Genomic DNA, 25,671 nt, shown 5'->3' with positions numbered 1-25,671 from the left:
CCCAGGCTTTATCAACCGTCGCGGTTGAGAATATGACACTCCGGACACAGGCCTTCGACAAACCGGCTGACGCGCCCGGCATACGGTGCTTGCAGCGCGTCGGGCGGCTCTCCATCTGGAGGGGGCATGAACGCTGCTTCCCTTCCGGAACTCCTCGCCGCCATTCGCGAGTGTCGCGCCTGCGCCGACCTGCCGCAAGGCCCGCGCCCGGTCGTCCAGGCAGGCGAGGAGGCGCGCTTGCTGATCATAAGCCAGGCGCCCGGCAGCAAGGTCCATGCAAGCGGCCTTCCCTTCGACGATGACAGCGGGGACAGGCTGCGCGCGTGGATGGGGATCGACAAGACCCTGTTCTACGATCCTGCTGGAATCGCGCTGATACCTGCGGGCTTCTGCTATCCCGGCAAGGGCAAAGGGGGCGACCTTCCGCCGCGCCGCGAATGCGCGCCGCTCTGGCACGACCGGCTGCTCTCTGCCCTGCCGAACATCCGATTGACCCTGCTGGTCGGGCAATATGCGCAGAAGCTTTACCTCCCTCGCGGTTTCGCGCCGAACCTTACCGAGGCGGTGCGGCAGTGGCGGGAGGCGCCGGGCGGACTGCTTCCCCTGCCGCATCCCGCCTGGCGCAGCCGCCTGTGGATGGCGCGAAATCCCTGGTTCGAAGCCGAAATGCTGCCGGACTTGCGCGAACGGGTCCGGCAGGCGCTTTCGGAGATCTAGAGAAATTTTGCGGCATCGGCCCACGCCCCCACCCTACCACCCAACGGTAGTATCCTGCGGGTGGTAGGGTGGGGGCGTGGGCCGGTGCCGCCTTAAAAATGCCCCTGCGGGCATTTTTTCAAAAACAGTTAGAACGTGTAGGCGATGCCCGCGCCGAACGTCCATTGATCGGCACTGCCGCGCAGAGAGGTATAGGGCGTGTCCTTGCCGCTGTTCAGCATGGCCGAGTAGTTGACGACGCCGAACAGCGCGAAGCCGCCGTCGCGCAAGTCTCCGGAAAGGTCGTAGCCGACAAGGGCGCCCATCCCCACGCTGTCCCAGCCGCTCTTCGCCTCATAGACCGGCAGGCCGGAAGCCGCAGATTGCTCAGGCGTCACCGAGTAGTAGTAGCGGGAATAGTCGCCATCGGTATGGCGCGCGCGGGCATTGACGGCGACGATCATCGCCTTGCTCACCGGGGTCATGTAGGTCACCTGCGGTTGCCACACCATGCCGCCATGGGCGCCGGCGACATCCCATTTCACATCTGCCGAGACGGTGAAGGAATCGTAGGGGTTGAGCACGCGGTTGACGGTTACGCCTGCGGTCGCGCCCAGTTCGATGGCGGCGTCCAGCTTGCCGGCGGCGCGCACGACCGCGTCCTTGATGCGGCGGTTGCGGTTGAACGAAACGCCCACGACCGGTCCGGCCGAGAAGTCGATCTTGGCGTCGCGACTCGACGGGATGAGGTTGAAGGCCACGCCGCGCGCGCGGGGATTGACTTCGATGCCTTTGTAACGGCCCTGAACCAGCGGCACGGGCGAGAACGCCTCGTCATCGGAACCGTCGTAGCTGGGGCCGTAGATCGCGCCGACGCCGATAGTCAGGTGGTCCCGCTCGTAGACGTTGTCCGAAGGGGCGGCTTCCTGGGCCGAAGCGGCCGGGACGGAAAAGCTGGAGATACAGGCGCCGGCGACCAGGCCGGCGATCAGGGTGTTGCGCATCGGGTTCCTCATGAGGTTTCCCCGCGCAACGCATCCCACCCCTAAGGGTTGCACCCTAGGTATCGCCGAAGTGGATTGAAAAAATTAGGAAATCCAGGGAACCCTCTGCACGCGCCTCATGCTGCCCGGTCCGGCAGGCTCTGGTCGCCCTCTCCCAGTTGGCGCTGCATGATGAAGACGTCCAGCCACTTGCCGTGCTTCCAACCCGCCCGGTCCAGCGTGCCCACCGGCCGGAAACCGGCGCGTGCATGAAGCACCACCGAGGCCGGCTCGCTCTCCGCAATGACGGCGAAAGCCTGCCGGAACCCGCGCTCTTCGCATTGTTCGAGGAGCGTGCCGAGCAATCGCCCGCCGATGCCCCGCCCGATGCAGTCCGAAGCGACGTAGATCGTCGTCTCCACGCTGTAGCGATAGCCGATGCGCGGCCCGTAGCGATGGGCGAAGCCGAACCCGATCACCCGGCCGCTCGGTTCCTCGCGGACCACGAGGAAAGGGTAGCCGCTGTCGACGATTTCCTTGATACGGCGCGCACTTTCGGCAAGGTCGGGCGGATCCGTCTCGAAAGTTGCGGTACTTTCGAGCACATAGTGCGCATAGATCTCGGCAATGGCTGCGGCATCAGCGATAGAAGCGTCGCAGACAGTCAAATCATCGGTCATTGTCATCACAATGCCGTAAAGCCCCTGCCCTGCCAAGTTGCGGCAGGCATAACCTGTCCTTAAACGGTATTTTCATGGCCCAATTTTCCTCCGATCTGGCAATTCTGGGTGGCGGCCTCGCCGGATCGCTGATCGCGCTCGCCATGGCGCGCCATCGGCCCGAAGTGCGCGTGCTGCTGGTCGAACAGGGCGAGCGGCTGGGTGGCGACCACGTCTGGTCGTTCTTCGAGACGGACGTGGCCCCCGAGCACCGCGATCTGGTCGAACCGCTCATCGCCCGCCGCTGGAGCGGCTACACGGTCCATTTTCCCGGCCATTCGCGCCTGCTGTCGACGCCCTACGCAAGCGTCACCAGCGCCCGGCTCGACGCCCTGGTGCGGGCGACGCTCGGCCCGGATTCGCTGTTGACCGGGGCCTACGTCGCCGAGGCTTCGCCGGACGCCGTGCTGCTAGCCGACGGACGGCGCATCGCTGCCGGAGCGGTGATCGACGCGCGCGGAGCCCATGGCCTGCCCCACCTGACCGGAGGATGGCAGAAGTTCCTGGGCCGCATGCTGCACTTGTCCGTCCCCCACAACCTGGAACGCCCGGTGGTGATGGATGCGCGCGTGCCCCAGCACGACGGCTATCGCTTCGTCTACTGCCTGCCCTTTTCCGAGCGCGAGGTCTTCGTCGAGGACACTTACTATTCCAGCGATCATACCCTCGACCGGCCGGTGCTGCGCCAGAGGATCGGGGATTATGCCGATTCCATGGGTTGGCATGTCGATTCCGTCACTTATGAGGAAACCGGCGTGCTGCCGGTGATCGCCGGCGGCGATTTCGACAGGTTCTGGAACGCTTCGGCCGACCCCGGCGTTGCGCGTGCCGGAACCCGCGCCGCCCTCGTCAATCCGATGACGTCCTATTCCTTTCCCGACGCAGTTAGATTCGCCATGCACCTCACCGCTCTCGACAACCTCTCCGGCGTCAGCCTAGGAAGGACCAGTCATGCATGGGCTGCAAATCATTGGCGCAGGGGGCGCTTCTACCGGATGTTGACGCGCATGCTGTTTGGGGCCGCACGCCCGGAGGAACGCCGGGCGGTGCTTGAGCGCTTCTACACCCTGCCCGAGGGGCTGATCGAACGTTTCTACGCGGGCCGTCCGGGCCTGGCGGACATGGCGCGTGTCCTGGCAGGCAAGCCGCCGGTGCCGGTGGGCGCGGCCATGGCCAGCCTGGCCGGGGGCGGCTATCCGCTCAGCGATCTCGGTCTGGCGGGAGCGTCGCGATGAGGAAGGCCTGCGTTATCGGCGCCGGCTTCGGCGGCCTCGCCCTCGCCATCCGCCTGCAGAGCGCCGGGGTCGAAACCACCCTGGTCGAAGCGCGCGACAAAGTGGGCGGCCGGGCCTACGCCTGGGAGCGGGACGGCTTCACCTTCGATGCCGGGCCTACCGTAATCACCGATCCGGACGCCCTTCGCGAACTCTGGACGCTTTCATCGCAGGACATCGCCGACGACGTGGACCTGATGCCGGTCCTGCCGTTCTACCGCCTCAACTGGACCGACGGCGTCACGTTCGACTATTCGAACGACGAACTGGCCCTGCGGCGGGAAATCGATCGCGTCGCGCCGAAGGACATGGCCGGCTACGAGGAATTCGTGCGCTATGCCGCCGGGGTGTACCAGGAAGGCTACGTCAAGCTGGGGCATGAGGCGTTTCTCGACTTCTCCAGCATGGTGAAGGCCGCCCCGGCACTGGCCCGCTACCAGGCGTGGCGCTCGGTCTATTCGATGGTCAGCCACTACGTGAAGGACGAGCACCTGCGCCAGGCGCTGTCGTTCCACACGCTGCTGGTGGGCGGCAATCCGATGACCACCAGCGCGATCTACGCCCTGATCCACAAGCTGGAGAAGGACGGCGGCGTCTGGTGGGCGCGCGGCGGCACCAACAAGCTGGCGCAGGGCATGGCCCGCCTGTTCCAGCGGCTCGGCGGCGAACTGCGCCTGGGTGAAAAGGTCGTGCAGATCCACACGCTGGGCGACCAGGTCACCGAAGTGGAAACGGACAGCGGCTGGAAGCAGCGCTTCGATGCCATCGCCAGCAACGGCGACATCATGCACACCTACCGCGACCTGCTCTCCGGCAACCAGCGCGGCCAGGACATGGCGCACAAGCTCAAGAAGAAGCGCTTCTCGCCCAGCCTCTTCGTCGTCCACTTCGGGCTGGAAGGCACCTGGCCGGGCATTCCGCACCACACGATCCTGTTCGGCCCGCGCTACCAGGGCCTGCTGGACGACATCTTCGAGCACGGCGTGCTGCCGCGCGATTTCTCGATCTATCTTCATCACCCCACCGTCACCGACCCCTCGATGGCGCCGGCCGGCAAGAGCACGTTCTACGCGCTCGTCCCGGTCGCCAACATGGGCAAGCTGCCGATCGACTGGGACGAAGCCGGCCCGATCCTTGAACAGCGCGTGCTGGCCGAAGTCGGCCGCCGCCTGATCCCCGATATCGACGACCGCATCGTCACCAAGTTCCACTATGCCCCGCCCGATTTCGAGAGCGATCTGGGCGCCTACAACGGCAACGGCTTCAGCCTGGAGCCGCTGCTCACGCAGAGCGCCTACTTCCGCGGCCACAACCGCGACGACAAGCTGAAGAACTTCTACCTGGTGGGCGCGGGCTGCCATCCGGGCGCGGGCATCCCCGGTGTCGTCGGCTCGGCCAAGGCGACGGCAAAGCTCATGCTGGAAGGGCTGAAATGACCGTAGTCGCGGAGCCAGCCAGGGCACTGCATGCGCTCCGGCAGGCATGGGGCTGGACCCTCGTGGATTTTGCCGAGATCGTCGGGCAGAGCCTGATGGGCCACCTGCTGGTGGTCGACCGCGCGGGCACGTTCCACTACCTCGATCCGGACCTCCTGAGCCTGGACCGCCTGGGCGACGAAGCCGCGGCACAAGCCCATATGGCCCTCGATGAAACCCAGGCCATCTGGCGCGCCGACGCGCTGGTCGATGCCGCCACGCAGCGCCTGGGCTTTACCGCGATGGGGGAAGTCTACAGCCGCACGCTTTCCGCAATCCTGTCGGGCGACTATGGGCATGACAATCTGGTCCGGATCGACCTCGTCGACCTGATCTACCTGACCGGCGACCTCGCCAGACAGACCCGCGATCTGCCGGATGGGACGCGGGTGCAATTGAAGGCTACCTGACTGATGAAACGTATCGCCGTCTATTGCGGCTCCGCCACCCCCGCCGATCCCCGCTACGTCCAGCTTGCCCGCGACGTGGGCGCCGCCCTTGCCGCGCGCGGCCTGGGCGTGGTCTACGGCGGCGGTCGCCTCGGCCTGATGGGCGCAGTGGCCTCCGGCGCTCTGGAACAGGGCGGCGAAGTGATCGGCGTGATCCCGGAGGCGCTGACCGGCGCCAACGGCAAGGGCGGCGAAGTGGCCAACCACGATTGCACCGAGCTTTACGTCGTCAAGACCATGCACGAGCGCAAGGCCGAATTCACCCGCCTGTCGGACGGGTTCCTGGTCCTGCCCGGCGGGGTCGGCACCATGGACGAGCTGTGGGAAGCGGTAAGCTGGTCCCAGCTCGGCTATCACGACAAGCCGGTGGGCGTACTTAATTCCTTCGGCTTCTACGACGGACTGCTCGCCTTCAACCGCCACATGGCCGAAGTCGGCTTCGTCCGCCCTGCCCACCAGGGCATCATCCTGGCCGAAACCGAACTGGACCTCCTGCTCGAACGCATGGAAGCGCACGAGCCGATCGTCCCGATCGTCCGCATGGACGCCAGCACGCTGTGAGGATTTCGGGTGGCGGCTGATACTCTCCTCGAAACCGCTACGAACGGTGTGATCAGGAGCGGCAAGGCTCTGGACCGGGCGCGGCTCGTGAAGGAGGCGCACCGCTCGATCCGCAAGGGATCGAAGAGCTTCTCGGCCGCAAGCCGCCTGTTCGATCGCGAGACGCGCGAGCGGGTCTGGCTGCTCTACGCCTGGTGCCGCGCCTGCGACGATATCGCCGACGAGCAGGACCATGGTCATGCCGTCGGTCCGGTTCGGCTCGGCACCCGGCTCTCGCCCGAAGACCGGCTGGCGACGATCCGCACGCTCACCGAACTGGCCATGGCGGGCGAAACCACCGGCACCCCGGCGTTCGACGCGCTGGGCCAGCTCATGCGCGAAGTGCCGCTGACACCGGCGATGGTGGAAGACGTCCTCGCCGGTTTCGCGCTCGATGCCGCCGACTGGCGCCCGCGTTCGGAAGCGGACATGCTGCGCTACTGCTTCCACGTCGCCGGCGCCGTCGGGGTGATGATGGCGGCAGTGATGGGCGTGGCACCCGAAGACGACGACACGCTGGACCGCGCCTGCGACCTCGGCATCGCCTTCCAGATCGCCAATATCGTGCGCGACGTCTGGGAAGACGACGCCCATGGCCGCTGCTACCTGCCGGTGGAATGGCTGAGCGAGGCTGACATTCCACCAGGCGAAGTCACCAAGCCGCACTATCGCGGTGCGCTGGTGCCGATGGTCGCCCGCGCCTGCGCCTTGGCCCGCGACTACGAGGCTTCGGCGCGAGTGGGGGCGACGCGGCTGGCCTTTCGTCAGCGCTGGGCCGTGCTTTCGGCCGCCAACATCTACGGCGGCATCGCCCGCGAGGTCGAGCGGCTGGGCGCGCATGCCTGGGACCACCGGGTAAGCACCAGCCGTGGCGAGAAGCTCAGCCATGTCTGGACGGCGCTGGAGGAAGCCCGCACGGCGAGCGAACCGAAGCACGAAGCGTCCCGTCCGGTGCTGTCGAGGCGCGAATTGAGGGCGCTGGCGCAGGCCTGAGGCGGTAGCCTCTTCGCAAAACGCCCTCATTCCGAACACGTCATCCTGAACTCGTTTAGCTGCGCTCGCCTTCGGCTCAGGATCCGTTCCTGACCATCGACGGCGGCTCCATCGGCGAGATGGATCCTGAAACAAGTTCAGGATGACGATGGGGTTTCGCGGCAAGCACTGCGATGGGGCCCCAAAACTCGCGCCCGAAAACCCGCAATCCGCCGGAAGGTTATGAAACGACGGCGAAAGGTTGGGAGCCTCCTTCGCGACCGCGCGTTTACACTTCGTAACAATAAGGGAGAACCACCATGCTCTTCACCATTGCCGCCGTGCTTCTGGTCCTCTGGCTGCTCGGCTTCGTCGTGTTCCACGTTTCGAGTGCGCTCATCCACGTCCTGCTGGTAATCGCCATCGTCGTGGGCCTGGTCCAGCTGTTCCGCGGCGGCCGAGCCGTCTAGCGGATAGGGGGGCTTTCATGCCCCCCTTACGCCTCAGGGCCGCTTGCCCGCCGCGTAATAGCCCGGCGGATAGTTGAGGCGGCGGAACAGCTTGCCGCGTTCTGAATAGAGCACGAAAATCAGCCCGGTCAGCCCCGCCACCACCATCGCCGCCAGAATGGGGCGCGGTGTGCCGTCATAGGCCTGGCCGATCATCGCCCCCAGCACCGACCCCATCACCATCCGCACGAACGACATGATCGAGGCCGCCGCGCCCGCCGTTCGGGCGAAGGGCTGAATCGCGATCGACTGGAAGTTCGAGCCGATGAAGCTCATCATGCACATCGAGAACGTCATGAGCGGGATGAACACCCATAGCGTCTCGCCCCGCAGCGCGATCAGGAAGTGGATCACCGCACTGGCTATGTAGCCGAACAGCGCCACTTGCGAGACACGACGCGCTCCGAAACGCTGGACGATGCGCGAATTGACGAAGTTGGTCGAAGCCATGACCAGCGCCATGCCGCCGAACACCGCCGGAAAGAAGAAGCCCGCGCCGAAATGTTCGGCCACCAGCTGCTGGGCGCTGTTGATATAGCCGAACATCGCTGCCTGCACGAAAGCCACGCCGAACAGGTAACCCACGGATTCGCGGGTGCGCAGGGTGAGCGCCATGTTGGTGGCGATCACCTTCGGGCGAATTTCCTGGCGATAGTCGGGATGCAAGGTCTCCGGCAGGCGCAAGGCCGTCCACACGCAGACACAGGCGCCCAGCACCGCGATCAGGCCGAAAATCCAGCGCCAGCCGGCCACCAGCATGACCCCCTGACCCACCATCGGCGCGATCATCGGCACGACCATGAACGTCATCGACACCAACGACTGCATGCTGGCCATGCGGTCGCCCTCGAAGCGGTCGCGGATCACCGTCATCGGCATGACCATCAGCGCCGAGGTACAGAGCCCGGAAACCGCGCGCGCCGCCAGCATCGCGGGGAAGGTGGTGACCACGGCGCAGGCCAGTGCGCTCAGGACATAGGCGATGGTGGCGAAAAGCAGCACCGGCCGCCGTCCGTAACGGTCCGCGATGGCGCCGGGAAACAGCGAGCCAAGCCCCGTGCAGATCAGGAACACGCCGACGATCAGCTGACGCTGATTGGGATCGCCAACCGCAAGATCGTGGCTGATCTCCCCCAGGGCGGGCAACATGATATCGATCGAGAGCGCCTGGAGAGCCTGCAGCGCGGCCATGAGGACGACGAACTCGACCCCCCGCATCGGAAAGGGTGCGGGATTCGCTGTGTCGGATGTCATGTCCGGCGCATTGCAGCACTTGCAGGGCACTGACCAGCATTTTCGCGCTCAGGATGGCGCTTTCGGCGGGATTCGCCCTATATCGCCCCGATGGCATCGCACGACACCGAATCGGCTGACGGGGAGGAGGCGGACGGTCTGCGCAAGGTGATCCATGTCGACATGGACGCCTTCTACGCCAGCGTGGAACAGCGTGACGAACCCGCGCTGCGCGGCAAGCCGGTGGCCGTGGGCGGCTCGTCGCTACGCGGCGTAGTGGCCGCCGCCAGTTACGAAGCGCGCAAGTTCGGGGTCCGCTCGGCCATGCCTTCCGCCCGTGCGGCGCGGCTCTGCCCCGACCTCATCTTCCGCAAGCCGCGTTTCGAGGTCTACCGCGCGGTCAGCCAGCAGATCCGCGCGATCTTCCACGAATATACCCCCCATGTGGAACCGCTCTCCCTGGACGAAGCCTACCTGGATGTGACGGCGGACCTCCGGGGCATCGGTTCCGCCACGCGCATCGCCGAGGAAATCCGCCGCCGCATCAAGGCGGAAACCGGCCTCACCGCCAGCGCCGGGGTTTCCTACAACAAGTTTCTCGCCAAGCTGGCCAGCGACCAGAACAAGCCCGACGGCCTTTGCGTGATCCGCCCCGGAGAAGGCGCCCAGTTCGTGGCCGGACTGCCGGTGCGGCGCTTTCACGGCGTGGGACCGCGCGGCGCCGAGAAGATGGCCCGGCTGGGCATCGAGACCGGGGCGGACCTCAGGGCCAAGGACATAGCTTTCCTGCGCGCCCAGTTCGGCAGCTTCGCGGAGTATCTCTTCCAGGCGGCGCGCGGCGTGGACCTCAGGCAAGTGCGCGCCAACCGGCCCCGCAAGTCGGTGGGCGGAGAGAGGACTTTCTTCGAGAACATCCACGGCACCGAGGCGCTGCGCGAAACGCTCGGCAATATCATCGACATCGTCTGGGACCGCATAGAGCGCGCCGAGGCACGCGGCCGCACGGTCACCCTGAAACTGCGCTATGCCGATTTCACCACCCTCACCCGCGCGCGCTCGGTACATCATTTCGTGGCCGACAAGGCGGAGTTCGCGGCACTGGGCCAGGTCCTGCTGGAAGAACTGCTGCCCCTTCCCCAACCGATCCGGCTTATGGGCCTGACGCTTTCGGCACTGGAACGGGGAGAGCAGGACAGTCGCCCATCGAAAGATGGGCAATTGCCGCTACTTTGAACTCACGTCGTCCCGGACTTGATCCGGGACCGCTGGCAGTTCTTGAGGCAATAGCTTGCGTGATAGCGCCCTGCCGAGAGGTGGGCTGTTCCCGGCCAGCGGTTCCGGATCAAGTCCGGGTGACGAACGTTTCACTCTTTCGGAGCGTCGCGTGCCAGCACGATCCGCAAGCCCGTGGCGCCCGAGAGGCGATCGATCTCCCGGAATCCCAGCTTCGCCGCCAGCCGCAGCGAAGGCAGGTTCGCCTCCGCGACGATGCAGGCCGTGCGCTGCGGACCCAGCGCATCGAACCAGTCCAAGGCCGCGCAGGCCGCCTCGAAGCCGTAGCCCTGACCATGAAATCCCGATGCCAGAGTCCAGGTCATCTCGATCTCGGCTTCCGCCCTTGGCCCCAGGTCGCGCAGGAACCTTGCATGGCCGAGCTTGCCCACATAACGGCCGGACGCCTTCTCCAGCACCGTGAACTGTCCGAAGCCTTCCAGCGTCCAATGCCCCACGTCACGCTGGAAACGCACCCAGGCGTCGGCGCGGGGGAGCGGGCTGCCGCCGATATGCTGCGTGACGCGCGGGTCGCGGAACATCTGCCGCATCGCCTCGAAATCGGCTGCAACGGGCGGTCGCAATCGCAGGCGCTGCGTCTCCAGGGTCGGCCCATCAGCCATGATAGTCCGCCACCCATCGCCGGATTTCGGCGGGAAGGCGCGCCGCCATCTGCTCCGGCAAGGCGTCGAGGGCGAAGAACCGTGCCTCCACGATCTCGCGTCCGTCCACGCGCGGGCTGTCGTCGGTTCGCCCGGCCACGACATGGACATGGTTGCTGGCGCCGACCAGATCCTCGGTGGCCACCGTCAGCAAACGCGCCTCGGCCAGCCGGCAGCCGGTTTCCTCCAGCAGTTCGCGTTCGGCCGCAGGGACAGGCTCTTCCGCGCGGTTGAGGCCGCCGCCGGGGGGCATCCACTTGTCGGAGCCGTAGGAATGGCGCACCAGCAGCACGCGGCCCTCGGCATCGAGCGCCAGCACCCGCACGCCATGGAGGCTGGGCTGCCAGATCCGCCAGACCTGCTTGCGGCACCAATGCGCCAGCCGATAGAGCCTGCGGTGCAGAGGCGCCGGAAGGCGGTGCAGCACAGGGCCCAAGACTGAGCCTAGCAAGGTGCTTAGCAGAAGCACGTCACCTTGTGCCGGGCGGCGCGCAGCAGGCGGGCGACCGGCAGGTCATGCTCGCCCTTCACCGCCGCCTCGAATACCGCGCGCTTGTCTGCGCCGCGAATCACGAAGACGATCTCGTCGCTGTCGGTCAGGGCCGGAATGGTGAGGCTGAGGCGATCAAAGGGGGCCTCCGGCGGCAGCGGATCGGGAGTGAGGCGACGGATTGGGTAAGGATCGTCCGCTTGCGGGTCGGTGTTGGGAAACAGCGAGGCGATGTGCCCGTCACCACCCATGCCGAGCCAGGCGATGGCAAAGTGGGGCGGCTGCGCGTCTTCGCTCAGCGCCACGATCTGCGCGCCGACGGGTTCCAGCCGGGCACGGATCTTGCCGACGTTGCTGGCCGGATGGTCTTCGTCGACGATGCGATCATCGCCCGGCCAGATCGCGACGCGGTGCCAAGGCAAATCCATGGCCGCCAGACGGTCGAAGATCGGAAACGGCGTGGAGCCGCCGGGCACGGTAACGGCGATGTCCTCGGGACTGGTCGCCAGCGCCGCCTTGAGGCGTTCCGCGAACCATACGGCAATGGCGCTGTCGTCGGCGCCTTCGATGATTTCGAGCTTGGGCATGGCGCGGACAGTAGGACGGTTTTGCCGCCTGCGCGAGAGTGAAAGGAAAGGCGCCGCCCCAGCAAGGGAGCGACGCCATTCTTCACCGGAGCGGCCCCGCAAGGGACAGCGTGTCCGCGCCGGCAGTATGGGGGCTCACAGGGAAGAGCCCCGATGCAGTGATCAGGCGATGATTTCGCGCAGGAACCAGGCGCGCTGTTCCGCCTGGTCGGTCCAGTCGTCGATGATGCCGTCGGTGGCGTTGTCGCCCGCTTCGCCCGCCAGTTCCTTGGTCGACTTGAGCGACGCGACGTAGGCCGAATTGTCCTCGAACAGCTCCTTGACCATGGCCAGCGCGTCGAGGCGGGTATTGTCCTCGTCCTTGATCGAGGTCTTGGCGGCGATCGAACCCACCGATGTCAGAGTGGTGCCGCCAAGCTTGCGCACGCGCTCGGCGATCAGGTCGGTCAGGCCGAAAATCTCGGTCGCCTGGGTGTCGAACAGCAGGTGCAGGTCGTGAAACTGCGGGCCGCGGACATGCCAGTGAAAGTTCTTGGTCTTGATATAAAGCGCGAAGGTATCCGCGAGCAGCCCGTTCAGGCTGTCGATCAGAGCGGCCTTGGAATTGTCCTTGGAAGTCATGCCGATGGTCCCCTTGTTGCTGGATGGCATCTTCTATTCGTTGAACTATGTAGATTTATGAAGGCGGATTTGAACCCCTGGTTCGCCATCATTTTTCGATCAGAGTATCGAGAATTCCCGCAGGAACAGAATGAGGGCTGCCAGAAACAGCACAAGACCGATGGCGCGGCGAACCCGGCGCGCCGCCGCGCCATCGAGAATCTGTGGCGCGGCCCAGGCCGCGCCTCCCAGGATCGCGCCGCCCACGGCGCCTGCGGCACCCGCCGCCAGCGGCGCCGCCATGCCCACGCCCAGGGCAAAAACCACGAAGCGGGCCGCGTCCGTAAGCTGGCCCGCCAGCAGCACGAGCAGCAGCGCCCCCAGCGAGTTCGTCGGCTCGGCGGGGCGGCGCTTCGGCACGAACAGGATGGATTCGAGCCCTGCCAGCCCCAGCGCGATCCCTGCGAAGATGGCGCGCGCCGGCGGGGGCAACTGAGCGAGCATGATCCCGGCCAGCCAGGCCGCGAAAGCAGCGGTCAGGCCGGCACAGAGCAGTCCCACCAGCAGTACCCCCGGCCGTTGCCCCTGCCGTGCGGTCAGGCCGGCGATCGTCGCCTGGTCCCGCCCGCCGAAACCGGCAAGCAGGACTGCGATCAAGGTCAGATAGAACGCGGGCATCCGTCTCCGCGACCGATATTCAGCGCGCCTTCTGGCAGGCGACGATGGCGGCGATGACGTTGGCGGTGTCGGCGGGGTCGCGCACGCAGATGGTGTCGAGGCCCATGGCCTTGGCCGGATAGTCGTTGCCGCCGGGGAAGATGGCGTCGCCGATGAACAGCATGTCCGCCTCGGCCACGCCGCTGTGCTCGGCCAGGCGCTTGAGGCCCCAGGCCTTATCGACGCCGGGCTGGGTGACATCCACCGAAGTGGCGCCGCCCAGATTGACCGAGACGCCTGGCAGGCGCTTCACCAGATCGGCCTGGATGACCTTGCGCTTGGCGAAGTCCGGATCCCACACTTCCTTGGCTTCCAGCGGCGCCTGCTGCCCCAGCGCCGAGAAGGTGATCTGGCTACCGCGATCCTCGATCCGTTCGCCCCAAGTCTCTTCCGGCGTAAAGCCCGTGGCGGCCAGCGAGGCGTCGAAAGCATCCAGAATCTCGCGCTTCTGCTCGTCGGTGAAGAGTTCGGCGTAGACCGGGGTCCAGCCTGCTTCCTTGTGCACATAGAGCTTGGCGCCGCTGGTGGGCATCAGCCAGAGCCGCGAACGATCGGCATGGGCGGGCAGGCGGCTGGCCACCTGCTTGTCGAACTGCGGCCAGTCGCCGCCGGAAATCACCGCAACTTGCGCCACTTCCAGCAGCGCGGCCATGAGCTGCGCCATCTCGTCGGTCAGCGGCTGCTTGCTCAGCGCCAGGGTTCCATCGAGGTCGAACGCTACGATCTGCTTCATTTCCTGCCTTCTCGCATTTGCGTGTGTCAGCGGCCCTGCCACCAAAGCCGGAACAAGGAAATCGTGTTCCTGCACCAATACGATGACAAAATCCGCGAAACGTGCGGAAAATTCCCTGAGCTGCAAGGAGTTGCCTCCGAAATGGCGCTCGCTGCGGCTCTTTGTCCGGAACAGTTGCGAGAACCGTTCGTTGCACTGCATCATTCGGCCGATCCGGCGCAAGTTTCGCCGCAAGAGGGGTGGCCATCCTCCTTCGAAGGTGCAAGACTGAACGCAATGACCGATCCACGCGAAGCCCACTCGCTGGCGGAACATGGCGCAATTCCGCGCGATCTGCCGCTTCCTCCCCTTCTGGCGCCCCCCCTTTTGGCGCCTACTGCCGACGCGCTGTTCCTCGATTTCGACGGTACGCTGGTAGAGATTGCGGACCACCCAGACGGCGTGTTCGTGCCCCCGGAATTGCCGGGGCTGATCGCTCGCCTGTCGCAGCGGCTCGATGGCCGCTTCGCGATCGTCACCGGCCGCTCGCTCGATGCGCTCGAAGGGTTGCTCGGGACTTTGGAGGTGGCCGTCGCCGGCTCACACGGCGGCGAATTCCGACCGGCAGGCAGCCGCGAAGTCCATGCCCTCGCCCAGCCGCTTCCTGCCGAAGTGGTGACAGGCCTTTGCGCCTTTGCCGACCAACATGGCCTTCTGGTGGAACCGAAGCCGTTCAGCATCGCGGTCCATTACCGCGGTCATCCCGAGGTGCTCCCCGCCCTGCTCGCCCGCGCGAGCGAGACGGGCGAGGCATTCGGGCTGAAGATGAAGCACGGCAAGCAGGTGATCGAGCTTTCCATGCCCGGTTCCGACAAGGGCAGCGCGGTCGAACGCTTCATGCAGACACCCACCTTCGCCGGGGCGCGCCCGATTTTCGTGGGCGACGACGTTACCGATGAAGACGCCTTCGCCGCCGTGAACGCGCTGGATGGCGCGGGTATACTCGTTGGCCCCATGCGGCAGACCCACGCGCGCTGGCGGTTGGATGGCGTAGCGGATGTGCACGCCTGGCTGGCCGCAGCCCTCGACCCAGATTCCAATCCGCAGAAGGAGAACAGCCCGGTATGAGCGCGCTCGAACTCTGGCCCATCGGCAATTGCCAGGTCTCCGGCCTGATCGACACCAGTGGCGCCCTCGTCTGGGGCTGCGTGCCTCGGGTGGACGGCGATCCCACGTTCTGCGCCCTGCTGCGCGGTCCGGAAGGGCAGGACGCCGGCACCTGGCGCTTCGAACTGGAGAATCAGGTTTCGGTCAGCCAGCGCTATTCGCGCAATACGCCGATCCTGATCACGCGCCTGGAAGACGACCGGGGCGGCGTGGTGGAAGTGATCGACTTCTGCCCGCGCTTCGAGCGCTCGGGCCGTACCTATCGCCCGGTCGCCTATGCCCGCATCGTCCGCCCCGTCAGCGGCTCGCCCCGCATCCGCACGGTACTGACGCCGATGAGCGGCTACGGCGCGCAGTTGGCGACGATCACGCGCGGCTCCAACCACATCCGCTACCTGGTGGAACGCAATACGCTGCGACTCACCACCAATGCCCCGATCGGTTATGTGCTGGACGAACGCTACTACCGGCTGGAGGGCGCCCAGCACTTCTTCCTCGGCCCGGATGAGCCCTTCGCCGGCGATATCGAACACCAGATGGAATCGATGCTGCGCCACACCGGCGACTACTGGCGCCTCTGGGTGCGTGGCCTTGCCACCCCGCTGGACTGGCAGGACGCGGTGATCCGGGCCGCCATCACGCTCAAGCTCTGCCAGCACGAGGAAACCGGCGCCATCGTCGCCGCGCTCACCACCTCGATCCCGGAGGCGCCGGGCAGCCAGCGCAACTGGGACTATCGCTACTGCTGGATTCGCGACGCCTATTACACGGTGCAGGCGCTCAACCATCTCGGTGCGCTGGACGTGCTGGAAAAGTACCTCGCCTATCTGCGCAACATCGTCGACGATGCCGAAGGCGGCGCGATTCAGCCGCTCTATGCGGTCAGCGGCGGGCGCGAGATCATCGAATGGGAAGCCCCAGACCTTTCCGGCTATCGCGGCATGGGGCCGGTGCGGATCGGCAACGCGGCCTATTACCAGGTGCAGAACGACTGCTACGGGCAGATCGTCCTGCCTGCGATCCAGGCTTTCTCCGACCAGCGCCTGCTGCGGATTGCCACCAAGGAGGATTTCGCCAGCCTGGAGCAGGTCGGCGAGATGGCCTGGAAAACGCATGACCAGCCCGACGCCGGACTCTGGGAGCTGCGCACGCGCACGGCGGTGCATACCTATTCCAGCGTGATGAGCTGGGCCGCCTGCGACCGCCTGGCCAATGCCGCCGAGTTCCTGGGCCTGGAAGATCGCGCGGCGATCTGGCGCGAGCGCGCCGCCACCGTGCGCAAACATATCGACGAACACGCCTGGCACGAGGTGGACGGGCCGGACTTCGACGATGGCGGCGCCGGTGGGCACTATGCGGCGACCTTCGGTGGATCGCAGCTCGACGCCAGCCTCCTGCAGATGGTCGAGCTTCGTTATCTGGAAGCGGACGATCCGCGCTCTCGTGCCACGCTCCAGGCCGTTCAGAAGGCGTTGCGCCGGGGCGAGCACATGCTGCGCTACGACAGCGAGGACGATTTCGGCCTTCCCGAAACGGCCTTCAACATTTGCACGTTCTGGCTGATCGAGGCGCTCCACCGCAGCGGGGAGGATGAGGAAGCCCGCCGCCTGTTCGAAGCCATGCTCGATCACCGCACCCGGTCCGGGCTCCTGTCGGAGGACATGGATTTCGAGACGGGCGAGCTGTGGGGGAACTTTCCGCAGACCTATTCGCTAGTAGGTATCATCAATTGTGCCGGGCAGCTGTCCCGGTCTTGGCGGGACTGGCGCTAAAGCCGGTCCCGCTATGCGTGTCCGCCCCCCGCTTTGCGGGCGCGCCGCAGGGGATTTGAAATGGGTAGATTGATCGTCGTCTCGAACCGGGTCTCCGTTCCCAAAGCGGCAGGCGCAGCCGGGGCGCAGGGAGGGCTTGCAGTGGCGCTCAATTCGGCGCTGCGCGAACACGGTGGCATCTGGTTCGGCTGGTCGGGGCAGGAGACGGAGGAATTCACCGGCCACCTCGACATGCAGCGCAACGACGGCATCACCACCGCCACGATCGACCTCGAACCCCAGGATATAGACGAATATTATAACGGCTATGCCAATCGCACGCTCTGGCCGCTTTTCCACTATCGCATCGATTTGACCGAGTACGACCGCAGTTTCGGCGAGGGTTACGAGCGGGTCAACGCGCGCTTCGCCGATGCGGTGCTGCCGCTGATCGAGGACGAGGATCTCGTCTGGGTCCATGACTATCACCTGCTCCCGCTCGGCTCGCTCCTGCGGGAAAAGGGCGTGAAGAACCGCATCGGCCTGTTCCTCCACACGCCCTGGCCGCCGACGCGCCTGCTCGTCTCGCTGCCGTTCCATGAGCGGCTGGTGGCCTCGATGCTGGAATACGACGTGATCGGATTCCAGAATACCGAATGGCTGGAGAGCTTCCTGCACTATGTGCAGAAGGAGATGGGCCTGAAGGTCAATCTCGACAATTCGGTCGACTACCAGGGGCGCAAGGTAATCGCGCGCGCCTTTCCGATCGGCATCGATTTCCAGGAATTCACCGAGGCGGCACAGGGCCCCGAAGCCAAGGAGGCGCATGATCGCCTCAAGTCCAGCGTCCGCGGCCGCAAGATCCTGATCGGCGTGGACCGGCTCGATTACTCCAAGGGGCTCGGCGAGCGGTTCGAGGCGTTCGGCCGTTTCCTGGCCGACAACCCCGACGACGCCGGCAAGGCCGTGCTGCTCCAGATCGCGCCCCCTTCTCGCGGCGATGTCGCCAGCTATCAGCAGATCCGCGAGGATCTGGAGCGCAAGACTGGGCATATCAACGGCGCCTATGCCGATGTCGCCTTCGTGCCGATCCGCTACGTGAACCGGGGTTATCCACGCGACCAGCTGGCCGGATTCTACCGTGCGGCGGACATCGGCCTGGTCACTCCCCTGCGTGACGGCATGAACCTCGTGGCCAAGGAATATATCGCCGCGCAGGATCCGGAAAATCCCGGCGTGCTGATCCTCTCGCAGTTCGCCGGAGCGGCGCATCAGCTGAAGGATGCCCTCCAGGTCAATCCGCACTCGACCGAACACGTCGCGGAAACGATCCGCAAGGCGCTCGACATGCCGCTGGCCGAACGGCGCAAGCGCCACGCCCGGCTGCTGGCCTCTGTGCGGGAGAACGACGTGCAGCGCTGGCGCCAGGATTTCGTTGCGGCGCTGGTCGGAAAGGCTTCGCAGAAGGCTTCGAAGACCACGCAGGGCGAGGCGGTCTGAGAGCCCGTTTGCTGCGTATTTGTTGCAGCACGACATCGCAGCATTGACCGCGATTTCGTGCTGCCCATCGCCCCTCAGGCTAACCCGTAAGAACCGGCATTCATCATGAAAATCGCCGTCATTCGCAAAACGTCACTCGCCTGCCACCAATCTGACCTCTAACGTCACTATGAAGGGAAATGCGGAAGTGATTCCGCAAGGTCACGCGGCAAAGTCGCGGACCGCAGGATGACCAGAAGGACCTCGGGAAACCGGGTTCGAAGAACAGGCACTGAAGATTATGGATACGACTCTCTACGGCGAATGCGTCAGCGCCGGCGGTTCGACCGCAGTCCGCATCTCCGACCTTGCAAGCGTCGGCTGCGCCGTTGAAGCCGATGCTCCCGTGGCGGGCATCGAAGGCGATCTGACGCTGTGGATCGGCGCCATCGGCCCCTTTGCCGCCACCGCCACCCGCAAGGATTCGCGCAGTCTTTCGGTGCGCTTTGCCGAGCCGCTTGATTCGCAGATCGTCCAACACTTCGCGCTTGCCTGAAGGTTGCGCGTGAAGGTGGGATCAAGAGTTTAAAGGGCTCGCGCGAAGGCGCGGAGGCGCAAAGGTGTCGCGCGGCGCCGCAGGCTACTTCTCGCTTTTGACCGAGCGGCAATCGCACCGTTGCAGGAGAAAGCGTCTTCGACGCAGGCGCAACACCTCCGCGCCTCCGCGCGAACCCCTTTCTTTCTTTTCAAAAGGACCAAACCCCGGACCCGAGACAAGCCTCTAATCCGGGGCTGGCCGGTGGCAACTCAGGCGGGAACGGCTGCCAGTTCTCCGTCCCGGCTCTTTTCCTTCACGGACGTTCCCCGCCCGATCGAGAGGTAGGTGAAGCCGGCCTCGCGGACGTGCTCTGGCTTGTAGACATTGCGCAAGTCTACCAGCACCGGCGCCTTCGCGATGGCCTTAATGCGGGCGAGATCCAGAGCGCGGAAGGCATCCCATTCGGTGACGAGCACCACCGCGTCGGCTCCCTCGATGGCGGCATAGGGATCCTGCTTCATCTCAACGTCGGGCATCAGCGGGCGGGCCTGCTCCATCCCTTCGGGATCGTATGCGGCGACGCTGACCCCAGCATCGGCCAGGGTCTGGGCGATCGCGATCGAGGGCGAATCGCGCATGTCGTCGGTATTCGGCTTGAAGGTCAGGCCCAGCATGGCGACGCGCTTGCCCCGCGCCTCTTCCACGCCGCCGAGCGCGTCCACGACCTTGCGGCCCATGGCCCGCTTACGCGCGTCGTTGACCTTGACCACGGCCTCGACGATGCGGACCGGGCTGTCGTAATCCTCGGCCGTCTTGAGCAGGGCCAGGGTGTCTTTCGGGAAACACGATCCGCCATAGCCCGGCCCGGCATGGAGGAATTTCGAGCCGATACGATTGTCCAGGCCGATGCCGCGCGCGACATCCTGCACGTTCCCGCCCACCTTCTCGCAAAGATCGGCCATCTCGTTGATGAAGGTGATCTTCACCGCGAGGAAGGCGTTGGCGGCATATTTGGTCAGTTCCGAGGAGCGGCGGCTGACGAAGAGGATCGGCGATTCGTTGAGGAACAGCGGGCGATAGACCTCACGCATCACGTCGCGGCCGAAATCGTCCTCGGCACCGATGACGATGCGATCCGGACGCTTGAAATCGCCGATCGCCGCGCCCTCCCGCAGGAATTCAGGGTTAGAGACCACCGAGAAGCGGTGCGCCGGATTGCACGCGCCGATGATGCGCTCCACTTCGTCGCCGGTTCCCACCGGCACGGTAGACTTGGTGACGATCACCGCATCGTTCGACAGGTGCTCGCCCACTTCCTGGGCCACGGCGTAGACATAGGACAAGTCGGCATGGCCGTCACCGCGACGCGACGGCGTGCCCACGGCGATGAAGATCGCCTGCGCCCCGGCAATGCCCTCGGCAAGGTCGGTGGTGAAGGACAGGCGCTTGGAGGCGACGTTGGATTCCACCAGTTCGGCAAGGCCCGGCTCGTAGATCGGCATCATGCCGTGGAGCAGCCGCTGGATCTTGGTCTCGTCCTTGTCGATGCAGACCACCTCGTGCCCGAAATCGGCAAAGCAGGCACCCGAGACAAGGCCGACGTAGCCCGAACCTACCATCGCAATCTTCATGGCGCTTCCATTTCCTTATGAAACTGGGAGATGTGAACTGGGCGAACTTATCCTTGCCCCCTGTCCTCGCGGCAAGTCAGCCATTCGGGCAGGTGCCTAGCCGAAATCTCTCTCGACTTGCGGGGGGCTTCCCGGTTCGTTCGGTTTCCAAGCCTTTATTGCGGGGTAATCGTGAGGTTGCTGATCTCGCCCTCGCCGCGACCGGAGAGGAACACCAGTTCCTGGCTGTCGCAGAAGGTGTCCGGGATGAAGAAGTCAGTCGATCCCGAACTCATTTCCGCGTCGCCCAGGCGCCTGGCGCTGCCGTCGCGCGCGTAGCAGATGATCTGGAACACAATCGGACGAAAACCCGCCTCGGCATGGGCAGCGCCGTCGAGCCTGGCGGTATAGTTGCCCGCCTTCAGGACGGCGTTTCGCTTGGCGATCACGCTGCGCAGCGGCTCGCGGTTGCGATAGGCCAACACCGGGCCCTGCTTGCCGCGTGAGAAGGTGCGGTCCACTCCGGATACTTCGGGGTATTGCCAGTCGAACGGCCCAATGGGCGCGTCGTCGCCCAGATCCTCGCGAAAGGCGAAGGCGGCAGGTTCGGTGAAACGGCCATTCGCACACAAGTTGCGCCACAGGATCGATGCAGGCTCCGCCCGGCCCGACCGAACCAGAGTCAGCGTGCGCGGAGAAAGCGCTGTGCAGTCCACCCGCGCACCCTTGCGGGCCATGGTCGAGGCGACCTCGGTCAATGCCTGGGGTGCAAGAGCAGCGCCGGCCCAGGGAAGAAAGGCATTGGCCCAGTATTTTTCCCGGCCGACTTGAGCAGTGAAGGCATCGACACCGCGCGGTTGCGACAGCAGGTCGGCGGTCATGGCCTTCAGGCGATCGTCGTTGATGCCGATCCGCCAGAGCGCCACGGTGCGCTGCGCGGCAATGCTCCATTCCCCGGCCTGAAGCGCCAGCATCACCAGCGTCTCCTGGGTGAAGCGGTCCCGCCAGCCGCGATCGCCGGCCATGATCACCGATTGCAGCGCCGCATCCTGATCGCCCTTCTGGAGCTGCCCATAGGCCAGCAGCGCCAGACCTTCGGAAGGGATCGGCCGACGCCGCACCATGTCGCGCGCAAGCGCCAGCCCACCCTCGACGTTACCGGCGTCGTAAGCCGCATGCGCCAGCGACTCCAGCGACGACGACCGGAACGGCGCAGGCACCGCTTGTGCGACGGCAAAATTGCGGCGCCCTTCCCGGTCCATTTGCAGGCCCACCGCCGCGACCGCGACGACGCCCAGAACCAAGATCCAGACCACCCGGCCGAAGAGCGATGTCATCCCGCGTCAGTCCTTCTCGCCATAGCTGTAATAGCTGGCGGCGTAGTAGTTGTAGTCCTCGCCGCCGACCTTGGGATCGAAGCGGTTGAGCACGACGCCCAGCATGTTCGCCTTGATCAGCGCGAGGCGGCGCAGCGCCGATTTCACCGCGCCGCGATGGAAGCTGGAGGCATCGACCATGAACAGCACGCCGTCGGCATGGTTGGCCAGCAGCGCCGCGTCCGACAGGCCCAGCAGCGGCGGTGAATCGATCACCACCACATCGAACTTGCGGCGGGCCTCTTCCATAAACCGGTTCAGGCCTTCACCGGCAAGGATCAGCGCCGGGTCCGGCGGCGCGGGCAGTGCCGACATGTAGCGAAGCGTCGGAACCTCCGCCGGCTGGAGCGCGGCATCGAAGGTCTTTTCGCCGGTCAGCACGTCGGTCAGGCCGGTCGCCTTGCGGTCTGCGGCGAAGTTGTGCAGCGTCGGGCGCCGCAAGTCGGCATCCACCAGCAGCACCCGCTTGCCCAGCACGGCGATGTCGTGGGCGACGGCGCGCGCCGTGGTCGACTTGCCCTCTCCTTCGCGCGAACTTGTGACCATGAGCACTTCCGGCAGGCCGGTCGCGGTCGAGTAGCGCAAGTTGGTGACGAGCGAGCGATAGGCCTCGCTGACCCGCGATCGACGATCGTCGAGATGACCGGCAACGTCGCCGCCCTTCTCCAGCGGAACCAGGCCGAGCAGCGGCATGCCCAGCTTGCGTTCCACGTCCTCCGGCGAGCGGATCGCGTCGTCGAAAATCTCGCGCAGCAGCACGGCGCCGGCGGCGAGGATCAGGCCCAGCACCAGCGAAGCGGCGATATTCACCACCAGACGCGGTGAATAGGGCTTGGCCGGCACTTCGGCCTTGTCGACCAGCGTCAGGTTGTTGGAGGAGGCGCCCGCCGTCGCGTTGAGCTGGTTGTATCGCGACAGAAGCGTGTCGTAGAGCGTCTTGTTGGTATCGGCGATGCGCTTCAGCACAGCCAGCTGGACGCCGCGATCCTGTTCCTTCAGCGCCTCTCCCCGCAGCGAGTCCACCTGTCCGGAGAAAGTCTTCTCGCGCTCCACCGCGGACTGGTATTCGAGATAGGCGGATTTCTTGATGGAATCGGCGATGGCCCCGATGCGCTTGTCGTACTCGGCGATTTCCGCCTGCTTCGACTTGATCGTTACGAAGTCGTCGAGGTGGCGGGTGCGCTCTTCGGCCAGCGCGGCCTCTACCTTGGCCTTTTCCGCCAGCAGGCCCGACACCGCCGGGTTGGCGTTGACTTCCGGCATGGCGAGCGGCGTCGCCTTGGCCACCGTCAGCCAGCGATCCTGCGCGGCGATCCGGTCGGCCGTGGCCTTGGCCGCCGCGTCGTTGAGCTGGACCAGACTGTTGTTGGTGACCGAAAGCACCGATTCCTGGTTGCCGTCCTGCCCCTGGCTGGTGACGCGGATCAACCCGGCGGCGCTGGCATACTGGTTGAGATCGCGCTCGGACTGGGTGACCTTCGCGCGCGCCTCGTCCAGCTGGTCGGCCAGGAAGCGGCGGGCGTAGGACGAACTGTCGTACTTCTGGTTGAGGTTCCGCTCGATATAGCGCTCACCATAGAGCTGGGCCAGCTTGGCGGAATAGGCCGCGCTGCGGCTGCTGACGCTGATGCTGACGATGCGGCTGTCCGGCGGCAGCGCCACGGTGAGGTTGCGCAGCAGCGACTCGATCGACGCCTCCTTGCGCATCTGATCCAGCTTCTTGGTACCGCCGGATTTCAGCACGTCTTCCTGCGTCGGCATGTCGACGCCCATCGCCTCGTAGAAGGCGGGATCACGGTCCAGACGGCCGCTTTCGACCACGCTCTCGGCCAGCGAACGGCTCTGGATGATGCCCAGCTGGGTCTGCAGGAAACGCTCTGCGTCCTGCACGTTGGTCACTTTCTGAAGCTCGCTGCCTTCGATGATCTGGTCCGCCTGATCCTCGATCAGCACGCGGACCTCGGCACTGTAGCGCGGCGCGATCAGCAAGGTCACGATCACGCCCAGCACCAGCGTCGCGCCGACGATCGCCGCGATCAGGGCCAGGTTCCGGCGCACCATGCCCATGATGGTCTTCAGCAGCGCCGTCAGGTCCGGGCCGGACTCCTCGGGATAAGCGGATCCTTCCAGATCGACCCGATCGAGAAAAGCTTGGTTCAAGATGTATCCCGCCTTGTTATCGTTTCCACGCGAGTAGTGGTTGACCCGAATTTCGTTCATCGTTTCAGAAGATCCGTGCTGGAATGCCGGGCGGCGTCCGGCCTGCCGCTGGTCCTTCGCGGCCTTTGTGCGCTGCGTGCGCCATCCTCTTCGCTATCCGGGCCCTGGCCGCCTATCAGCAGCGCCAGCATGAGGCCGAACAGGCAGAGCAGCGTCTGGCTGCGCAACGGATAGTCGGTGATCGATTGTAGCGCGATCAAAGCGAAAGTGCCCACCGCCGCCAGTCCGCTGCCGCCACGAAGAAGCGCCTGCACGCCGGATCGCGCCAGGACGAAGGCCCAGCCCAGCACCAGAACGATGCCGACCACACCGGATTCGAGAGCCGCCTCCAGAAAATCGTCATGCGCCCGCTGGGCCCGGCCGTAGCTGAGGTTTTCCAAGGCTTCGTCGGCCTGGAACACGTCGTCGAAGCTGCCGATACCGCTGCCCACCGGCATGAAGCGCCCGATGGCGACCACCGTGTCCTTCCAGATCAGCGGGCGCTGTTCGTCTTCCACGGCGTCGAACCGGCCGAAGGCGCTTTGCACGCGCTGGTTGGTGGCAAGCACGCCCATTGCACCGGCCACCACCAGCAGCACGGCCGCGACCACGATCGCCGCCCGCTTGTCGAAGGCGGGGCGTCGCCAGCGCAACCAGCGCCAGAGCGCCAGCGCGGCGGGAATGAGCAGCAGCGTCATGCTGGACCGCGAGCGGGTGAGGACGACGCCGACGATCAGAAGCACCGCCGTGGCCATCCCGCCCAATGTCCAGATCGCGCGGATCTGACGCAGCGGAAACACGCCGACAAGCGCCACAAGCGCGATATTCAGCATGAGCCCGCCGGTGTTGCGATTGGCGAAAGTGCCTTGCAGATCGGGCGAGCCCAGGTTCTCGGCATAGAACACCAGGTGGCGGTTGCCGCTTGCAAGCTGCTGCGCCCCCAGCAGAACCACGACAAGCCCGCATGCCACCACGACCATCAGCAGCCCGCGGCGGCCCTCTCGTGAAAGCTGCCAGGCCAGCACCAGGGCGGCCAGCGCCGGTATCAGCGAAAAAAAGGCGATCGCGGTTCGGTTCGGGTCGAGCGAGAATGGCATCCAGACATCGGCACCGCCCGTGGCTTCCAGGGCCTGCGCGGCGAATTCGCGGCCGGGCAATGCCTGCCAGATCGCAGGCGGCAAGGGCACCAGCTGGAGCAGCGGCAAGAGCAGCGTCACGCCGAGGAGGATGACCAACCCGCGCGGCGCCGAGCGAAAGAACGCGCCCACCGCCGAACCGTTGACGGCCAGAAGGGCCAGGGCAACGAGTTGCACGACAAGGTTGGCCAGGCCGGCGCCGGAACCTCCGCCGCCGAACAGCAGAGCGGCCAGCACCAGGAACCCGGCCTGCACCGCGCGACTGCTCGCCCGGAAACCGGCCACTCGACCTTTCGGCACGAAAACCGTGCGCTTGTCAGCTAACGACCCAGACAGAGCTTCTTCCTTATGATTGCAGATCGGATTCGAAGGCGATTGCCCTCGGATCACCGTTCCTGCCGGCTTTCACGATCCTGCCGGCCAACAACATCCGCAGCTTGTATTGAATTCATTTCGGCCAGATCA

Annotated in this window: 25 protein-coding genes; 12 read left to right on the top strand and 13 right to left on the bottom strand. The window is 65.5% G+C overall.

Annotated elements, in window-relative coordinates; genetic code table 11:
- Positions 1-126 precede the first annotated feature (126 nt).
- Positions 127-717 (top strand): uracil-DNA glycosylase family protein, encoded by a 591-nt coding sequence (locus tag RT424_RS09020; protein WP_313436605.1) that lies wholly within the window; start codon positions 127-129, stop codon positions 715-717.
- A gap of 128 nt (positions 718-845) precedes the next feature.
- Here the strand turns inward: RT424_RS09020 and RT424_RS09015 are convergent, their stop codons facing one another.
- Entirely contained in the window at positions 846-1,700 is an 855-nt protein-coding gene (locus tag RT424_RS09015) for a MipA/OmpV family protein (RefSeq protein ID WP_313436602.1), read from the bottom strand.
- A 116-nt stretch (positions 1,701-1,816) separates the two neighbouring features.
- Entirely contained in the window at positions 1,817-2,359 is a 543-nt protein-coding gene (locus RT424_RS09010) for an N-acetyltransferase family protein (RefSeq protein WP_313436599.1), read from the bottom strand.
- Between the two features lie 74 nt (positions 2,360-2,433).
- On the opposite strand from RT424_RS09010, the gene crtY reads away from it, so the two are divergent.
- From crtY to RT424_RS08980, 6 genes are all read left to right on the top strand, one after another.
- Complete coding sequence (gene crtY, locus RT424_RS09005; protein WP_313436596.1) at positions 2,434-3,633, top strand: lycopene beta-cyclase CrtY; 1,200 nt, start codon at positions 2,434-2,436, stop codon at positions 3,631-3,633.
- Positions 3,630-5,108: a phytoene desaturase gene (locus tag RT424_RS09000; RefSeq protein WP_313436593.1), complete on the top strand. Its 1,479-nt coding sequence runs from the start codon at positions 3,630-3,632 to the stop codon at positions 5,106-5,108. Before crtY ends, RT424_RS09000 begins: the two co-directional genes overlap by 4 nt.
- The gene (locus tag RT424_RS08995; RefSeq protein ID WP_313436590.1) at positions 5,105-5,557 is read left to right on the top strand and encodes a hypothetical protein; all 453 of its coding nucleotides are present in this window, start codon (positions 5,105-5,107) and stop codon (positions 5,555-5,557) included. Before RT424_RS09000 ends, RT424_RS08995 begins: the two co-directional genes overlap by 4 nt.
- A gap of 3 nt (positions 5,558-5,560) precedes the next feature.
- Entirely contained in the window at positions 5,561-6,157 is a 597-nt protein-coding gene (locus tag RT424_RS08990; RefSeq protein WP_313436587.1) for a TIGR00730 family Rossman fold protein, read from the top strand.
- A 48-nt stretch (positions 6,158-6,205) separates the two neighbouring features.
- Complete coding sequence (locus tag RT424_RS08985; protein WP_409521462.1) at positions 6,206-7,189, top strand: phytoene/squalene synthase family protein; 984 nt, start codon at positions 6,206-6,208, stop codon at positions 7,187-7,189.
- 299 nt (positions 7,190-7,488) lie between these two features.
- Positions 7,489-7,638, top strand: a complete 150-nt coding sequence (locus RT424_RS08980) for a lmo0937 family membrane protein (RefSeq protein ID WP_021232111.1) — start codon at positions 7,489-7,491, stop codon at positions 7,636-7,638.
- Positions 7,639-7,671: 33 nt separating this feature from the next.
- Here the strand turns inward: RT424_RS08980 and RT424_RS08975 are convergent, their stop codons facing one another.
- Entirely contained in the window at positions 7,672-8,931 is a 1,260-nt protein-coding gene (locus RT424_RS08975) for a multidrug effflux MFS transporter (protein WP_313436580.1), read from the bottom strand.
- A 90-nt stretch (positions 8,932-9,021) separates the two neighbouring features.
- Here RT424_RS08975 and dinB point away from each other — a divergent pair, with 90 nt between their 5' ends.
- Positions 9,022-10,143, top strand: a complete 1,122-nt coding sequence (gene dinB, locus RT424_RS08970) for a DNA polymerase IV (RefSeq protein WP_313436577.1) — start codon at positions 9,022-9,024, stop codon at positions 10,141-10,143.
- 131 nt (positions 10,144-10,274) lie between these two features.
- Here the strand turns inward: dinB and RT424_RS08965 are convergent, their stop codons facing one another.
- The 6 genes from RT424_RS08965 to RT424_RS08940 all read right to left on the bottom strand — a co-directional run bounded on the left by RT424_RS08965 (position 10,275) and on the right by RT424_RS08940 (position 13,971).
- Complete coding sequence (locus tag RT424_RS08965; RefSeq protein WP_313436574.1) at positions 10,275-10,805, bottom strand: GNAT family N-acetyltransferase; 531 nt, start codon at positions 10,803-10,805, stop codon at positions 10,275-10,277.
- Positions 10,798-11,271 (bottom strand): NUDIX domain-containing protein, encoded by a 474-nt coding sequence (locus tag RT424_RS08960; RefSeq protein WP_313436571.1) that lies wholly within the window; start codon positions 11,269-11,271, stop codon positions 10,798-10,800. The genes RT424_RS08965 and RT424_RS08960 overlap by 8 nt, the downstream gene beginning before the upstream one ends.
- A 29-nt stretch (positions 11,272-11,300) precedes the next feature.
- Complete coding sequence (locus tag RT424_RS08955) at positions 11,301-11,921, bottom strand: 6-phosphogluconolactonase (protein ID WP_313436569.1); 621 nt, start codon at positions 11,919-11,921, stop codon at positions 11,301-11,303.
- 162 nt (positions 11,922-12,083) lie between these two features.
- Complete coding sequence (locus tag RT424_RS08950; protein ID WP_313436566.1) at positions 12,084-12,542, bottom strand: DNA starvation/stationary phase protection protein; 459 nt, start codon at positions 12,540-12,542, stop codon at positions 12,084-12,086.
- Positions 12,543-12,641: 99 nt separating this feature from the next.
- Positions 12,642-13,199, bottom strand: a complete 558-nt coding sequence (locus tag RT424_RS08945; RefSeq protein WP_313436563.1) for a hypothetical protein — start codon at positions 13,197-13,199, stop codon at positions 12,642-12,644.
- A gap of 19 nt (positions 13,200-13,218) precedes the next feature.
- Positions 13,219-13,971: an HAD-IIB family hydrolase gene (locus RT424_RS08940; protein ID WP_313436560.1), complete on the bottom strand. Its 753-nt coding sequence runs from the start codon at positions 13,969-13,971 to the stop codon at positions 13,219-13,221.
- 276 nt (positions 13,972-14,247) lie between these two features.
- On the opposite strand from RT424_RS08940, the gene otsB reads away from it, so the two are divergent.
- The 4 genes from otsB to RT424_RS08920 all read left to right on the top strand — a co-directional run bounded on the left by otsB (position 14,248) and on the right by RT424_RS08920 (position 18,903).
- A complete protein-coding gene (otsB, locus tag RT424_RS08935; protein ID WP_313436557.1) occupies positions 14,248-15,078 on the top strand; it encodes a trehalose-phosphatase in 831 nt (276 codons plus the stop codon).
- On the top strand, positions 15,075-16,889 hold the full coding sequence (locus RT424_RS08930) for a glycoside hydrolase family 15 protein (protein WP_313436554.1): 1,815 nt from the start codon (positions 15,075-15,077) through the stop codon (positions 16,887-16,889). Before otsB ends, RT424_RS08930 begins: the two co-directional genes overlap by 4 nt.
- A gap of 60 nt (positions 16,890-16,949) precedes the next feature.
- A complete protein-coding gene (gene otsA, locus RT424_RS08925) occupies positions 16,950-18,368 on the top strand; it encodes an alpha,alpha-trehalose-phosphate synthase (UDP-forming) (protein ID WP_313436551.1) in 1,419 nt (472 codons plus the stop codon).
- A 280-nt stretch (positions 18,369-18,648) separates the two neighbouring features.
- The gene (locus RT424_RS08920; protein ID WP_313436548.1) at positions 18,649-18,903 is read left to right on the top strand and encodes a hypothetical protein; all 255 of its coding nucleotides are present in this window, start codon (positions 18,649-18,651) and stop codon (positions 18,901-18,903) included.
- A 251-nt stretch (positions 18,904-19,154) separates the two neighbouring features.
- On the opposite strand, the gene RT424_RS08915 is transcribed toward RT424_RS08920, so the two are convergent.
- From RT424_RS08915 to RT424_RS08900, 4 genes are all read right to left on the bottom strand, one after another.
- On the bottom strand, positions 19,155-20,516 hold the full coding sequence (locus RT424_RS08915) for a UDP-glucose/GDP-mannose dehydrogenase family protein (protein ID WP_313436545.1): 1,362 nt from the start codon (positions 20,514-20,516) through the stop codon (positions 19,155-19,157).
- A 155-nt stretch (positions 20,517-20,671) separates the two neighbouring features.
- Positions 20,672-21,832 (bottom strand): hypothetical protein, encoded by a 1,161-nt coding sequence (locus RT424_RS08910; protein WP_313436542.1) that lies wholly within the window; start codon positions 21,830-21,832, stop codon positions 20,672-20,674.
- A gap of 6 nt (positions 21,833-21,838) precedes the next feature.
- Positions 21,839-24,031: a polysaccharide biosynthesis tyrosine autokinase gene (locus tag RT424_RS08905; RefSeq protein WP_313436539.1), complete on the bottom strand. Its 2,193-nt coding sequence runs from the start codon at positions 24,029-24,031 to the stop codon at positions 21,839-21,841.
- Between the two features lie 56 nt (positions 24,032-24,087).
- Entirely contained in the window at positions 24,088-25,506 is a 1,419-nt protein-coding gene (locus RT424_RS08900) for an O-antigen ligase family protein (protein ID WP_313436537.1), read from the bottom strand.
- Between the last annotated feature and the right edge of the window lie 165 nt (positions 25,507-25,671).

Source organism: Novosphingobium sp. (genome assembly GCF_032093395.1).
In the GTDB taxonomy this organism is placed as follows: Bacteria; Pseudomonadota; Alphaproteobacteria; order Sphingomonadales; family Sphingomonadaceae; genus Novosphingobium.
This window is presented reverse-complemented; position numbering and strand designations above follow the sequence as displayed.